The organism is Porticoccus sp. Uisw_050_02 (genome assembly GCF_047729555.1).
Lineage (GTDB): Bacteria > Pseudomonadota > Gammaproteobacteria > Pseudomonadales > Porticoccaceae > Porticoccus.
Map to the genome: position 1 here is coordinate 743,395 of NZ_CP159825.1, position 14,927 is coordinate 758,321.

14 protein-coding genes are annotated in these 14,927 nt (G+C 39.6%); 7 read left to right on the forward strand and 7 right to left on the reverse strand.

What is annotated here, in order from left to right; genetic code table 11:
• Positions 1-23: 23 nt before the first annotated feature.
• Both bioA and ABXT41_RS03580 read right to left on the reverse strand, forming a co-directional pair.
• A complete protein-coding gene (bioA, locus tag ABXT41_RS03575) occupies positions 24-1,322 on the reverse strand; it encodes an adenosylmethionine--8-amino-7-oxononanoate transaminase (RefSeq protein WP_415390157.1) in 1,299 nt (432 codons plus the stop codon).
• A 104-nt stretch (positions 1,323-1,426) separates the two neighbouring features.
• Positions 1,427-2,116, reverse strand: a complete 690-nt coding sequence (locus ABXT41_RS03580; RefSeq protein WP_415391448.1) for an orotate phosphoribosyltransferase — start codon at positions 2,114-2,116, stop codon at positions 1,427-1,429.
• A gap of 374 nt (positions 2,117-2,490) precedes the next feature.
• Between ABXT41_RS03580 and ABXT41_RS03585 the strand changes: the two genes are divergently transcribed.
• The 7 genes from ABXT41_RS03585 (at position 2,491) to ABXT41_RS03615 (ending at position 9,475) form a co-directional block, all read left to right on the forward strand.
• Positions 2,491-3,198 (forward strand): bacteriorhodopsin-like, encoded by a 708-nt coding sequence (locus ABXT41_RS03585; RefSeq protein WP_415390158.1) that lies wholly within the window; start codon positions 2,491-2,493, stop codon positions 3,196-3,198.
• 154 nt (positions 3,199-3,352) lie between these two features.
• Positions 3,353-4,096, forward strand: coding sequence for a bacteriorhodopsin-like (locus ABXT41_RS03590; RefSeq protein WP_415390159.1), 744 nt, complete (start codon positions 3,353-3,355; stop codon positions 4,094-4,096).
• Positions 4,097-4,167: 71 nt separating this feature from the next.
• Positions 4,168-5,106 (forward strand): polyprenyl synthetase family protein, encoded by a 939-nt coding sequence (locus ABXT41_RS03595; RefSeq protein ID WP_415390160.1) that lies wholly within the window; start codon positions 4,168-4,170, stop codon positions 5,104-5,106.
• Positions 5,103-6,569: a phytoene desaturase family protein gene (gene crtI, locus ABXT41_RS03600; RefSeq protein ID WP_415390161.1), complete on the forward strand. Its 1,467-nt coding sequence runs from the start codon at positions 5,103-5,105 to the stop codon at positions 6,567-6,569. Before ABXT41_RS03595 ends, crtI begins: the two co-directional genes overlap by 4 nt.
• Positions 6,566-7,453 carry a phytoene/squalene synthase family protein gene (locus tag ABXT41_RS03605; protein ID WP_415390162.1) on the forward strand — a complete coding sequence of 296 codons (888 nt, stop codon included), beginning with the start codon at positions 6,566-6,568 and terminating at the stop codon, positions 7,451-7,453. The genes crtI and ABXT41_RS03605 overlap by 4 nt, the downstream gene beginning before the upstream one ends.
• Positions 7,450-8,592 carry a lycopene cyclase family protein gene (locus ABXT41_RS03610; protein WP_415390163.1) on the forward strand — a complete coding sequence of 381 codons (1,143 nt, stop codon included), beginning with the start codon at positions 7,450-7,452 and terminating at the stop codon, positions 8,590-8,592. The genes ABXT41_RS03605 and ABXT41_RS03610 overlap by 4 nt, the downstream gene beginning before the upstream one ends.
• Complete coding sequence (locus tag ABXT41_RS03615) at positions 8,576-9,475, forward strand: Brp/Blh family beta-carotene 15,15'-dioxygenase (RefSeq protein ID WP_415390164.1); 900 nt, start codon at positions 8,576-8,578, stop codon at positions 9,473-9,475. The genes ABXT41_RS03610 and ABXT41_RS03615 overlap by 17 nt, the downstream gene beginning before the upstream one ends.
• Before the next feature lie 277 nt (positions 9,476-9,752).
• On the opposite strand, the gene gorA is transcribed toward ABXT41_RS03615, so the two are convergent.
• The 5 genes from gorA to lolA all read right to left on the reverse strand — a co-directional run bounded on the left by gorA (position 9,753) and on the right by lolA (position 14,925).
• Positions 9,753-11,105, reverse strand: coding sequence for a glutathione-disulfide reductase (gene gorA, locus ABXT41_RS03620; protein ID WP_415390165.1), 1,353 nt, complete (start codon positions 11,103-11,105; stop codon positions 9,753-9,755).
• 18 nt (positions 11,106-11,123) lie between these two features.
• Complete coding sequence (gene cysG / locus ABXT41_RS03625; protein WP_415391449.1) at positions 11,124-12,503, reverse strand: siroheme synthase CysG; 1,380 nt, start codon at positions 12,501-12,503, stop codon at positions 11,124-11,126.
• 25 nt (positions 12,504-12,528) lie between these two features.
• On the reverse strand, positions 12,529-13,815 hold the full coding sequence (gene serS / locus ABXT41_RS03630) for a serine--tRNA ligase (protein ID WP_415390166.1): 1,287 nt from the start codon (positions 13,813-13,815) through the stop codon (positions 12,529-12,531).
• Between the two features lie 16 nt (positions 13,816-13,831).
• Complete coding sequence (crcB, locus tag ABXT41_RS03635; protein ID WP_415390167.1) at positions 13,832-14,203, reverse strand: fluoride efflux transporter CrcB; 372 nt, start codon at positions 14,201-14,203, stop codon at positions 13,832-13,834.
• A gap of 74 nt (positions 14,204-14,277) precedes the next feature.
• Positions 14,278-14,925, reverse strand: a complete 648-nt coding sequence (gene lolA / locus ABXT41_RS03640; protein WP_415390168.1) for an outer membrane lipoprotein chaperone LolA — start codon at positions 14,923-14,925, stop codon at positions 14,278-14,280.
• Positions 14,926-14,927 lie beyond the last annotated feature (2 nt).

The following is a 14,927-nucleotide window of genomic DNA, read 5'->3' on the forward strand; positions in this document are numbered from 1 at the left end:
TTAATAGCCCAACAAAGACAAGGTTATTGAAAGACCTTGCGGATGACTCTAGAAATTCCACCAGTAAGTTTGTTTAGGTCTTTCGGGGAGATGTTGTAGGCCGGCATGATATAAATTCTGGTATCAAAAGGCCTGACCCATATGCCTTCCGCGACAAATTCTTTTTGAATTTCCCCAACATTAACCTGATGTAGCATTTCAACAACACCTACAGCCCCCAAGCACCTAACATCTTTTACAGCATTGCAAGAAACAACCTCAGACAACTCATCAGACAACTGAGCTTCAATCCTCGAAATATCAGACTCCCAATCACTGCCAAGCAACAACTCAATACTTGCATTTGCAACAGCGCATGCAAGAGGATTCCCCATGTATGTAGGGCCATGCATAAAAATTCCAGACCCTCCGGAACAAATTGTATCGCTTACCTTGCTAGTGCATAGCGTTGCAGCTAGGGTCATATAACCCCCTGTTAGCGCTTTCCCCAGACAAAGAATATCAGGAGTAATATTTGACCATTCGCATGCAAACAGCTTACCTGTACGCCCAAAACCAGTAGCTATCTCGTCAGCAATCAACAAAACATCGAACTCATCACATAGTTTACGCAATCCTGCTAGATAAGATGGAGAATAAAAATTAAGGCCGCCGGCAGCTTGCATGATTGGCTCTATAATAACCGCGGCAATAGTCTGACTGCACCTCTCAAGCTTCAGCCTAACATCAGACAAGAAGTGCTCCTCCCAGACACCGTCAAAACTGCAGCCTGGTGGTTCTGCAAAAAATTGCTTGGCAAGAGTGTCTCCAAATAAAGAGTGCATGCCACTGTGGGGGTCGCATACCGACATCGCGCCCAGGGTATCTCCATGGTAACCTTTCTTAAAGCTAAGAAACTGAGACTTATCATGGCGCCCTTGCGATGACCAGTACTGAAGGGCCATCTTAAGTGCAACTTCTACACTCACAGACCCAGAGTCACACAGAAAGACTTTATTTAAACCAATCGGAGTTATATCAACTAATTTTTTACACAACAAGGCTGCTGGCTCATGGGTTATGCCGCCAAACATGACATGAGCAACTTTTCTCATCTGGGTTACTATGGCTTCATTTAAAATAGGGTGGTTGTAGCCATGAATGGTTGACCACCAAGATGATGTGCCATCAATAAGCTCTATTCCATCCGACAAAGTCAAACGCACACCTGTGGCGCTGACCACATGATAGGCTGGAATTGGGTCTAACAAAGAAGAGTAGGGGTGCCAAATATGCTCTTTGTCAATAAAAGCGACTTGTTCGGGCGTAAGTGATTTAATCATAGTGGTTACTAGTTCTGGGAACGAAAAAATGGCTGATTATAGCTTTGTAAAATACAATAAATAACATTATAAAAATATTATAAGATAATGAAATTATTAAATAATTAAACTTCCTTTCCTCCGTTATTTAGGGACCATTCATCTGGGGAGTTTAAAAAATTCTCAATTTGAGAAATAGAGCTAATATCTATAAAGCTAGTCTCTTTGCAGACAGCCAAAACATCCCACCAGGTGACAAGGTGGTGGAGGTTAACGCCATTTTTTGCCAAATTCTCACGCGTCTCGGGGAAAATGTCATAAAAGAATATAACAAAAGTGTCCGATACCTGGGCACCTGCTTTACGAAGAGCGTCACAAAAAAGAATTTTGCTTTGGCCATCGGTAGTTAGATCCTCTACCAGCAAAACCTTCGACCCTTCAGTTATAAAGCCCTCTATTTGGGCGTCCCTTCCGAAACCTTTCGGTTTTTTTCTCACATACTGCATTGGCAAGGAAAGTCGCTCTGACAACCAAGCAGCAAAAGGTATTCCAGCAGTTTCGCCGCCCGCAACAGCATCAATAGACTCAAATCCAATATCCCTAAGTATGATGGAGGCACCAAAATCCATCAGGGCGGACCTAACTCTCGGAAAAGAGATAATCTTTCTGCAGTCAATGTACACAGGGCTAGTCTTGCCTGAAGTAAGTATAAATGGATCATTTGGTCTAAAATTAATTGCGCCTATTTCTAAAAGCATTTTAGCGCTTAAATTAGCTATAATTTTTTTATCAGGAAAGCTATTAAAAGACATCATTACCCCAGAAGACACGTTGAAATTTTAATATTCATAATATTGCCAGAATAGGCGGATTTAATCTATTTATTCATGCGTAGATCTTTATCCATTGAATCAAGGCTTGCATGTGTAAGTAATCATAGATTAAAACTATCATATTGATAAAAAAAATACATGTATATGATATTATTATGTATTTTTTAAAAAGGTATATTTAATTGCTGAAACTTACAAAAAAATTATTGACTAATCTGCTTACGCACCTCATCTTTACTATGCGTAAACCCTTAAGCAAGCAGAGACTTGTACTATAAGGCTTTCGTGAAGTTTCAATAATGGACTTCATTTTGTGTGTTACGTAACTAAAACAACAATAGTAAAGGGAGAGAAACATGGAAACGACAGGTTTGAATCCTAGTGATTATACAGGAGTTAGTTTCTGGATTATTTCCGCAGCAATGGTTGCGGCAACTTATTTTTTCACTGTTGAGCGCGACCGCGCGGAAGGCAAGTGGAAAACATCATTAACTGTTGCCGCAATGGTAACTGGTATCGCAGCGATTCACTACTTCTACATGCGAGGAGTTTGGGTCGATACAGGTGCAAGCCCTACAGTTTTCCGCTACGTTGATTGGTTATTGACTGTGCCACTGCAGATTGTCGAGTTCTTCTTGATTCTTTCTGCTATAGCTGTAGTTCGTGCTGCTTTGTTCTGGAAGCTACTGGTTGCATCGGTTGTGATGCTAGTCGGTGGGTATCTTGGAGAAGTTGGAGCAATGAATATCTGGCTTGGATTCGCCATCGGTATGGCTGGTTGGATCTATATCATCTACGAGATATTCCTAGGTGAAGCTAGCGAAATCAGCGCGTCTCAAGGTACTGAAGCAAGTAAAACTGCCTTCAACGCACTACGCTTGATTGTGACTGTTGGGTGGTCAATCTATCCAATAGGCTACTTCTTAGGTGTTGGCGCAGATGGAACTATGTCTGTAGATGCAGCAAGTTCCCTAAACCTTGTTTACAACCTTGCTGACTTTGTTAACAAGATTGCATTCGGTGTTGTTATCTGGGTAGCAGCTACTTCTTCGTCTAAGGCTTAATAACCTGTAGTTCGAATACCAAGTAGCAAGTTTGGCGTTATGGGGCACTTCATTTAGCCCTATAGCGCTAATTTTTATAATACCTTCCATGGTTTTATCTGAATCAGGTTATAGAAGATATTATAAAAATTATATTTTCTTAAAGGGAAATAGAATGGAATTAGGCGGCTATAATCTTGTGTTTAACTCGCTGTCTTTTGCTATCGCAACATTCGGTGCAGCAACAGTGTTCATGTTTGCTCAGCGCTCTCAAGTTGCTCCAGCCTACAGAACAGCGCTTACTTTGTCAGGCTTAGTATGCTTAATCGCGTTCTATCATTACGTTAGAATGTTTGAAAGCTTCGAGCATGCATATTCTTTAAAAGAAGGCGTAGTAACCTCAACTGGTGCAGCATTCAATGACGCATATCGTTATGTTGATTGGCTATTAACCGTTCCTTTGCTTTTGCTAGAACTAATTTTAGTAATGAGGCTAAGTAAAGAAGATACTTACTCTAAAGGCACCAAGCTAGCAATCGCTTCAGCATTAATGATTATTCTGGGTTACCCAGGTGAAGTTGCCACTACAGGTGATGAACGTTGGATGTGGTGGATTGCTGCAATGATCCCCTTCCTTTATATTGTAAAAGAGTTGATTGGAGGTTTGAGCGCATCAATAGAAGCTCAGCCTGCTGATGTTAAAGGCTTAGTTGCTAATGCAAGAACTTTAACACTCCTATCTTGGTGCTTTTATCCATTAGTATTTATTCTACCAATGCTTGGTAATAGTAGCTTGGAGCTAGGGGTAATTAACCCAGCTGTACAAGTTGGATATACTATTGCTGATGTTATTGCTAAAGCAGGCTTCGGTGTTATGATTTATATGATTGCTCAACGCAAATCTGATGCTGGTGCTTAATTAGCAGGGAGCTTCAGAAAAAACGCGCCTAAGTGGCGCGTTTTTTTATACTATAATATATGAGAAAACCTATGAAATACCATATGCCTCCAGAGGCAGATGAATTTCTTCATGTTGTGAAGCAAGAGTTTGCTAAAAGTTTTGACGTAAAAGAGTCTTTTATATCTGACTGGTTAAAGCATCATAATGAATCCAAAGGAAAATGGATAAGAGCTAGGCTAGCATTGGCCTCTGGTGGACTCCTAGGGTTGTCTAGCCAAACCTACATTAAGTGGGCAGTAGTATGCGAGCTTATCCATAGCGCCTCGCTTCTACATGATGATATCTGCGATGAAGACTCAATGCGGCGAGGAAAGAAATCGTTGTGGAAAGAGTTTGGTATTCCTGCCGCCATATGCACTGGTGATTACTTAATTGCAGAATCATTTAGGAAGCTAACCGAGATTGAACAAGGTTGGCATCAAAATATATTATTAAAACTCCTGTCATGCTCAGTAAAAGAAATTATATTTGGGCAATCATTGGATGTAAGTTTGGACCACCGAACCCTCGATAAAGATCAGTGTCGAAAAATAGCTATCGAAAAAACAGCTCCGCTAATTGCATTGCCTATGATGGGTATGTTTCGATGTAGAGAATTATCTGAAGATGAATGCTTAGCTTTAAAAGAAATTTCTAACGAGTTTGGGCTCGCCTATCAGTATTTAAACGACATTGAAAACATTACGGGTTGCGAACAAGAAGCTTCTTCTGACTTTCTTAAAGGGCATCCAAATTTTATGATTATCAGGGTTTTAGACGGGCTATCAAGCTCAGAAAAAGAGATTGTATTCAGTCAACCAGAAAAACTTAATGATTTTATCTCTAAAAAACATTTTAAGGAATCACAAAATGAAGTAGCTCATATATTGAGTAATGCCATGAATAATGTACATCGATTACCTATAATTATTCAGCCCGTTATTGAGTCATTAAAAGATGAAATCGCCAAAAGGTTAGAGTTAATATGAAAAAAATTGCTGTTATTGGAGGAGGGTTTGGTGGAATTGCTGCTGCAATAAGACTAAGGGCAAAAGGCGACCAAGTAACCATCTATGAGAGGTTAAGCAAGCTGGGAGGAAGGGCTCAGGTATTTGAGAGGGGCGGCTACGTGCACGATGCTGGACCCACGGTAATTACAGCCCCTAATCTATTTTATGAGTTATTTAGCTTGTTTGGAGAGAATTTAGAAGACTTTTTGGAATTCAGACCTCTGGACCCCTGGTATCGATTCCACTTTCATGATCAAACTGAATTTGATTACGGCCCAGATCGAGAAAAAATGCTTGCTCAGATTAAAGAAATATCCCCTGAGGATGTTTCAGGTTATTTCAACATGCTCAAAGAGTCAGAAGCAATCTTTAAGCTTGGCTATGAAAAATTAGCAGGCCACCCCTTTGGTAAACTGACAACAATGCTTCGATATGCGCCAGCTATTATAAAAATGAAGGGTTATCGGTCTGTGTACAGCTTCGTATCTAAACACTTAAAGCACCCCAACTTACGTCAAGCATTTTCAATACAGCCATTACTAGTAGGGGGTAACCCTTTTACCACCTCTTCCATATACTCTCTAATTCATGCATTAGAACAAAAATGGGGAATTTTCTTCTGCATGGGTGGTACAGGCAAGCTGGTATCAGAGCTAGAAAAACTAATGATCCGCAACGGCATTGAAATAAATTATGACTCTGATGTCAGTCACTTTTCTACATCTGGGAAGCTAATAACCAGAGTTAACTTTACGAATGGTGAAAGCAAAGCGTTTGATTATGTTGTTAGTAATGCTGATCCAATCCAAGTATCAACAGAGTTACTAAAAAATGAAAAGATTTCTATGCATAATCGTCTAATAAAAAAATATGCAAAACATTCCATGGGGTTGTTTGTATTATTTTTTGGTTCGACTAAATGCTACGAAAATGTAGCTCATCATACAATTTGGATGGGGCCTAGGTACAAGGAACTCTTAGAGGATATATTTGAAAACCACCATTTGGCAGATGATTTTTCAATATATCTACATAGGCCTACATGCACCGATAAGTCTTTTGCGCCAACAGGCCATGATAGTTACTACGCTCTTGTGCCAGTGCCAAACCTAAAAGGAAATCAAAACTGGGGGGAGATTAAAGAATCCTTTTCTAGAAAAATATTAGAAGCACTTGACAAAACAATCATGCCTGGAATTACTACAAACGCGAGGGAAGTCTTTTCAATGACACCGGAGGACTTCAAAGAAAACTATAGAACACCTTTTGGTAGCGGGTTCTCAATTGCTCCAATCTTAACCCAATCAGCATGGTTTAGAACTCACAATCAAGATGATAGATACAAAAACTTATTTTATGTTGGGGCGGGGACTCATCCTGGAGCTGGGGTCCCTGGAGTGATCAATTCCGCTAAAGTAGTTGAAAAGATTATATACTCATGAGCAACTACTCAGGAGTAATGAGACAACACGGGAAGACTTTTTTTTGGGCGACATGGTTTCTTGAAAAAAAAACTGCTGGGCACTTATATGCGATTTATGCATTTTGTCGCCGCATAGATGACTTAATAGATAATGCTCCTGCTGGGGATGGCTTCTACGAAGACTTTTATTCCATTGCCAATGCATGGGAGAAGGATAAATTCTCTGGCGCTTTTGACGAATTTAAAGGAATGAAAAAAAGCATCTTACCCAGAGAGGCTATTATTAGAGAATTCCTAAAGGGCCAGGCAAGTGATATTGCATACAATCAGCCCAAAAATATTGATGAATTGCTTGTGTATTGCTATCAAGTTGCCGGTGCCGTAGGCTTGATGATTTGCGATGTTATCGGAATAAAAGATCATCAGTTAAAATATTTTGCTATTGATCTTGGGGTTGCCATGCAGCTTACCAATATATGTCGCGATATTAGAGAGGATGCCGAAATAGAGAGAATTTATTTACCAAAAAATATGATTAATCTACCACTTGAAAAATTTAAAAATCCATCCAACAGTGATGCAAGGAAGATTGACAGTACAAGAAATCTGCTTCTGAGCTATGCAGATGGTTATTATGAGAGCGGTAAAAAAGGGATTATGCATCTGCCCCCTAAAACTGCAAGAGCAGTAATGATTGCAGCTAAACTTTACCAGGCTATTGGTGGGAAAATTACTAGCAACAAAATACCGTATCAGAGTTCGCGCGTTTATCTAAATAAAGCTGAAAAAATTCTGATTACAATTAAGGTACTTCTTCAGTGGAAAAAGAAGAAAAGCATCGACAACCATAACAAAGATCTTCATCGGCCCCTAGCAGCTCTTCCTGATGCACACATAGAATGAAAAATATACACGATCTAATCGTTATTGGAGCAGGGCTCTCTAGCCTAATGTTTTTGAGTCAATACATAAAGAAATCTACTAATCAGTCTATTCTACTTTTAGAGCAAAAAAACAGCATCAAACAGGATCAAACCTTCTGTGTTTGGGAGGGGCCTGGCTTGCACAACATCACAGATCAATTCCATCTAAAGCCCAAAAAAATCTGGAGCAAGGTAGCACTCAATGAAGCCGGTACTGAAATCAAAAGACATATTAATCCGTATAAATATGTTTGCTTTGATGGCGGAGAGACCCTAAAAAAACTAACGGAGGCTTGCGCGCCAAAAGTTACAACTATCAGTAATGAAAAGGTTGACCGGATAATCCACAGAAATGGCACCCATGAGATAACAACAACCAATGGAACATATTACACAAAATGTATTATTGATAGTCGAAGCAACTTTAAGCCTCATGAAATCAAGTCATCATTTATCAAGCAAGCTTTTATTGGCCATGAAATAGAAACTGACCAGGCACAATTTAACCCTAATGAAGTAACGTTAATGTCATTCCGTCACAACAAAGATGAAGTTGAATTTAATTACCTGCTTCCATTTTCAGAAAAGAGGGCGCTTGTTGAAACCACAGTTTTCTCATCGTTACCAAATCTTAAGAAAATTGAAAGCAGCCACGCTAAACTTCTAAAAAAATATGGATCTTATAAAACTATAAGACAGGAAAAAGCAATCATCCCCATGGCAGTTATTGATCCTGACGAGGAACAAGGAATTTTAAGAATTGGCACCGGCGCCGGAATGATAAGAGCCTCATCGGGGTACTCAATGAGGCGAATTGCTAACTGGGTGCTAACATTACAATTGCAGAATATTAACGAGAGAAATATATCTCAATTTAAATACAAGCCCAACTTTTTGCTGAATTGGCTTGATAAAATTTTTCTCAATGTTATCTATAGTCATCCCGAAAAAGGGCCTTATTTGTTTATGACACTTTTTGAAAGGGCATCTATGCCATCTCTTGTTAGGTTTCTGTCAGACGAGGCTTCAAGATCAGACCTAATCGGCATATTATTAAGTATGCCAAAAATGCTTATGCTTAAGGGGCTTTTTAAAGTAAAAGATGATGACCAAAATTAACAGACATCAAATATCCTTTATCTCTCTCTCTCTTGTTATTCTTTATATATGCCTAACATCGCAGTCTAGTTCTTTGGCAGACATCAACATATCACTCAATGGTATCGGTAATACTATTATTTTTCTCTCCCTGTGTCTTATTGGTACTCTTGGTGTTGGCCATGGGGCGCTTGATGGTAAGATAATCTGGGAGCACTCTGATAAAGTGGGCGCTAAAATCAAACTATATGCACTTTATATCCTGTTAGTCTCACTGGGGGCGATAGTTTGGATTTATTCACCTTTCTGCGGCTTGGTTTTGCTTTTATTGCTGTCGTCCATCCATTTTGGCTTATCTGACCTAAGTTTTTTGGGTAACAAAGGATTGATACCCAAAATTTGCTGGGGATTTACAATGACATTCCTTCCAGTCCTCTTTAAGCCTTCGCTTGTTTATCTCTTATTTCTTGAATTGACCTCAGTAAGCATTAGCACTGAAATCTTTGGCGTTATAAGGATGCTAGTCGTACTCAGCATCCTTATTTTTGTTTCCTGTTTAATTTTTAGAATGTTACAAAAAGAGAAAAAAGAGCCTGTTGCTTTAAAACTAGCAATACTAGAGCTGTTTCTTTTAATCATCCTAGCTTATTACCTGAGCCCACTTGTATGGTTTGGTCTATACTTTTGTGGACTACATGGCCTCAGAGCCATGCTAGCCTTCGATTTTAAGTTTATACCTGATGCATTATGGTTGATTATTTTTACAGCGCCAATTTCGCTATTTATCTTCCTGGTTGAATGGAGCTATGATCTCAGTAGCCTGCTGATTGTTTTCCCAGTGCTAGCAAGCCTTACAATTGCACACATGCTACTTCCACGGCTCAAAGATTTAGTTGGGTCCTGACAAGCTAGATACCAAAAAGAGGGCCACTTAATATGCTCTACTTATTGCTAACCCCAGCCTTATAAAAACGTTTATTAAAAAAATTTCCATCTCATTACTAAAGTGCGCTTAACATTACACTGGCTAGCAAATAGATTGCAGCTATTGTATTAACATCCCGGGTTTACATGGCTACAGGTGAGACTATGTATCCAATCTAGTTATAGCATTGTATTTAACATAATATACATTATGCGCAATTATACACAGAGCAACAGAAGTCCTTTTCAAATCAAAACTAATCTACAGGCTGCCTCATTGTTACGAACTCTTCTGCAGCTGTCGGATGTATACCGACAGTGCTATCAAAATTTTGCTTCGTCGCACCTGCTTTTATCGCAACAGCAAGACCCTGAATGATTTCTCCAGCATAGTCTCCAACCATATGACATCCAATAACTACATCAGAACTATGTATGACAATCAGCTTCATGAAAACCTTGCTGTCTCCACCACCTAGAGTTGCTTTCATCGGCCTAAACTGGCTTTTATAGATGCGTAGGTCGATTCCGTGAATCTTTATCGCTTCCTCTTCTGTTAGCCCCACAGAGGCCGAATTTGGCTGGCTAAAGATGGCTGTTGGTATATTGGTGTAATCGACTGATGACCGCATTCCTGTCACAAAAAAATTAGATAGAGCCATACCTTCAGCTATAGCTACCGGGGTTAACTCAATACGTCCAATGACATCACCTAATGCATATATACTAGGCTCTGAAGTGTTAAAGTAATCATCAACAATGATTGTACCGTTGCTTTTGGTTTTAATGTTTAATGATTCTAGACCCAGATCTTTAATATTAGGTATTCGTCCAGTTGCATACATAACTAGATCTACGTCAATCTCTTCTTTTGTAGACAATCGTACGCAATATCCACTATTTATTTTTTTAACTTCTTCAACATCTGTTGAGAAGTGTAATACAACTCCTTGATTTTCATATTCTTCTTTAATTTTATTTCTAACATCACTATCAAAACCTTTCAGAAATAAAGGCCCCCTATAAACAAGATGTGTTTCAACACCCAGACCCTTGAAGATACCAGCAAACTCAACTGCTATATAACCACCGCCAACAATAATAATTTTTCTTGGTAATTCTTTTAAATAGAATGCTTCATTTGAAGTCACAACCAGTTTGCTTCCTGGAAATTCTGGAATATATGGTGTTCCACCAGTTGCAATTAAGATATTTTTGGCCGTGTAGACATTATTGCCCACTTTTACACTATGAGGATCAAGAATAGATGCCCTACCTCGTATTACTTTCACCCCAACATGATCGAGTAGATTGTTATATATTTTATTTAGCCGCTCTATTTCTTTATTTTTGTTTTCTCGCAATATATCCCAATTAAACTCAGTTTTAGCTATACTCCAACCAAATCCTTCGGCTTGATCAAAAATGTGGCTGTATTCGGAAGCATAAACGAATAGTTTTTTTGGGATACACCCAACATTAACGCAAGTACCACCTAGTGCCTGATATTCAGCTATACCTACTTTAAGACCCTTACTTGCTGACATGCGTGCCGTTCTGACACCACCCGATCCAGCTCCAATTACAAATAAATCAAAATCATACTTCATAAAAAAATCCGAATAAATCTAGCATTTAAACCATGACAACTTACTGTGCAGCGAAACCACTGAACCAATAATAATTAATGTTGGTGCCTTTGCTTTACCTTCCCTTACCTTGCCTGGCAGGGTTAACAAATTTCCTACATATGTATGCTGACTTCTAGTTGTTCCCTTTTCTATCAAGGCTGCAGGTGTGAGCGAATCCATTCCAAAAGATATTAATTTTTCACAGATTATCTCAAGTCCGTTTAATCCCATATAAAAAACTAGGGTTTGATTTGGTGCAATTAATTCTGCCCAATTTAAATTTAATTCATTATTTTTTTGATGACCTGTAATAAACCGCACAGATTGCGCATGATCGCGATGCGTCAGAGGAATTCCTGCATAGCTTGCGCAACCTGAAGCAGCTGTAATGCCAGGCACTACCTGAAATGGCACTCCATGGTCACCCAAGTGCTCTATCTCCTCCCCTCCTCGACCAAAAATAAATGGATCTCCGCCTTTTAGGCGAAGAACACGATTCCCTTGTTGGGCAAATTCAACTAATTTTTTGTTTATGTTTTCTTGAGTAATTGGATGATCACCTGCTGTTTTTCCAACAAATATCAACTCGGCATCCCTTCTAACCAAAGCCAATACCTCCTTAGATACCAGCCTATCATAAAGGACTATATCTGCTTTCTGCATCAATCTTAATGCCCTGAAAGTTAAAAGGTCTGGGTCGCCTGGACCGCCGCCAACAAGATAAACTTCACCTAATTTTTCGGCCTTATTGTGTTCTATTTTTTTTTGTAGCTCGATTTCAGCAGCTTCATTTTTTTCTGAATAAATCAGTTCGGCTATATCTCCTGAAAACACATCCTCCCAAAAAGCTTTTCGACCATTTGGGTCGGAAATTTTTTCTTTAACCAGTGGGCGAAATTTACCTGCAAGCTTGGCCAGACTGCCATACCCTGAAGGAATTATTGCTTCCAACTTTGTCCTCAGCATTCTTGCCAACACTGGCGCAGAACCGCCACTGCTGATGGCCACCAACATGGGACTCCTATCAACAATAGAAGGAAAGATAACGGTACACAATTCAGGCTGATCAACAACATTGACTGGAATATTTAATAGTTGAGCATGATTTGAGACTTGAATATTGACTTCTTTTACATTAGTGGCAGAAATAACAAGAATAGCGTCATTTAAATCTTTGTTTTCAAAGTATTTTTTATTTAAATTTAAAGAATTTTTTTTAGCTAATTCTTTTATTCTTTCATCAATGTCTGGTGCTATAACATCAATTATCGCACCTGCCTCTAACAAAGGCCGAAGTTTTCTTAGCGCTATAGATCCAGCACCGACAACTACGCAGCGACGATTTCTAATGTTGTGAAACAAGGGGAGAAATTCCATAGCATCAATGTAACTCGATTTATTTTCAACTGCTAATAACTGTTTGCCCGCCCATGTACCTCTGAAGTATTTTGGGTATTTCGATAGAGCCATCTTCAAGTTGATAGTTTTCCATTACAGCAACAAGTGTTCTGCCAACAGCTAAGCCTGATCCATTTAGTGTATGAAGCAGCTCAGGCTTACCTGTCTCAGGATTACGCCAGCGAATTTTTAAACGACGGGCCTGAAATGCACGAAAATTACTGCAAGAAGATATTTCACGGTAACGCTTCTGGGAGGGCAACCAAACCTCTATATCATGAGTGCATGATGCTGAAAACCCTATGTCCCCACCACACAGCATAACCGTCCTATAAGGCAAGCCTAGCTTCTGCAATAGTGCTTCGGCGTGGTCCGTAATGAGGTCTAACGCTTGAGCCGATTTTGTTGGCTCCACAAATTGTACTAACTCTACTTTTTCGAATTGATGTTGACGGATCATCCCTCTAGTATCCTTGCCGTAACTCCCCGCCTCACTTCTAAAGCAGGGAGTGTGACAAGTAAGCTTTATCGGTAGCTGGCTGGCATCGATAATTTCATTACGGTATATATTAGTTACCGGTACCTCTGCTGTGGGGATTAGGTAAAACTCTCTTTCGTCTTGTAGTTTAAATAAATCTTCCTCAAATTTTGGTAGCTGTCCAGTGCCATAAAGGGACTCTCGGTTGACAAGATAGGGGACATTTACCTCTTCATAGCCGTGTTCGATTTGATGAGTGTCGAGCATAAATTGACTTAAAGCCCTATGCATCCTAGCGATTCCACCACGCATAACCGAAAAGCGTGAGCCGGTAATCTTTGCGCCAGCTTGAAAATCCAACATCCCTGAAAGCTCGCCCAGATCAACATGGTCCTTAACTTCAAAAGTAAAATCGCGAGGTTTCCCCCAGCGCCGTATCTCTAGATTATCGTCCTCATTAGTCCCCGGCGGCACATGATCATCTGGCAAATTTGGAATACCGCTCATGTAATCTTCAAGCTGATCTTGTATTTTATTGAGCTCTTCTTCTGCATGGATGCAAGCTTGTTTTAACTCCTCACCTCTCTCTTTTAGTAGAGGTATTTCTTCTTGAGTTTTAGCTTCAGAAATAGCTTTGCCCATCATTTTTGCATATGCATTTCTTTCTGACTGCAAGGATTGAGATGCATCTTGGAGCTGACGATACTCTCTCTCCAGCCCATTAATATATTTTACGTCTAGCACAAAACCACGGATCACTAGTTTTGCGGCAATTTTTTCAGGTTCAGAACGAATAAGTTTTATATCCAACATAAGATTTAAATGATTCCTAGAAAAGACGAGTCAAAAAAATTGCACCTAACGTCCCCATAAGGCACAAAGCGACACTTAAAACCACATAAGCAGTAGCAAGTATAGGTTGGCCATTTTGCCATAAATCGAGGGTATCTAGCGAGAAAGAAGAAAAGGTAGTAAACGCTCCCAAGAAGCCAACCATCAGAATATTTTTAAGCTCAGCAGGAAAAACTCCTCTCTCGATAATCAAGACATAACAGAGGCCCATAAGAGCAGAGCCAACTACGTTGACTGCTAGTGTGCTCATAAAGAGTCTGCCTCCAAACATAGGCACAAAAGCTGTATTTACAGCAAAGCGCCCCATGGCACCCAAAGCCCCGCCAAAAGCTACAGCCAACCATTGCATTATATAATTTCCTTGTTCGTAGCAGCGAATATTTAAAAAAATAGCCACACTAAAGGCTACCATAAAGATCTTTTCTATTTATACCTAATGATGTCTACACCCTCAGGCGGAGAAAACTGAAAACTCTTCTGTGCAAGAATCTGATTCATGCGGGTATCTATAAAATCAATTTCAGTTCTATAGCTAAGGGAGTCGGACAACACCATGGAGACAGGAGTCTTGTTAATAAAACTCATCTCTAATTTTTGATAAAGACTATCAGTGGCAACAGGGGTAAGTAAAAAATCATTAGTGCTACTGTGCTTGCAACTCACATTGTAGCTTAACTCAATGTTATCAACACTACCGACCAATAAAATGGCAGGATTTTTAGATAATTCATGATTAAATTCACCGATAGATACCTGCTGAAGATCGGGATCGTAGATCCATAGATTTTCATTGTCAGAAATAATGTGTTGTTCCATTGGAGCTTTAGTAATCCAGCTTACATTCCCTGGCCGCTCTGCTATCAAATGGCCCTCTACTTCTTGAATAATCTCGCCTTTTTCAGTGTAGGTTATTTGCTTGAAGTCAGTGTCTATAGTGCGAATAGAGGAAAGCACATCTTGCAAGCTAGCTGTACACGTCGGGGCAATATCATTTTTTAGCTGGCCATCTGCCTTAACAGCAAAGTTACCCCAGATGAGAACCAAAAATATAACAACCAACGTATCTTTCATAG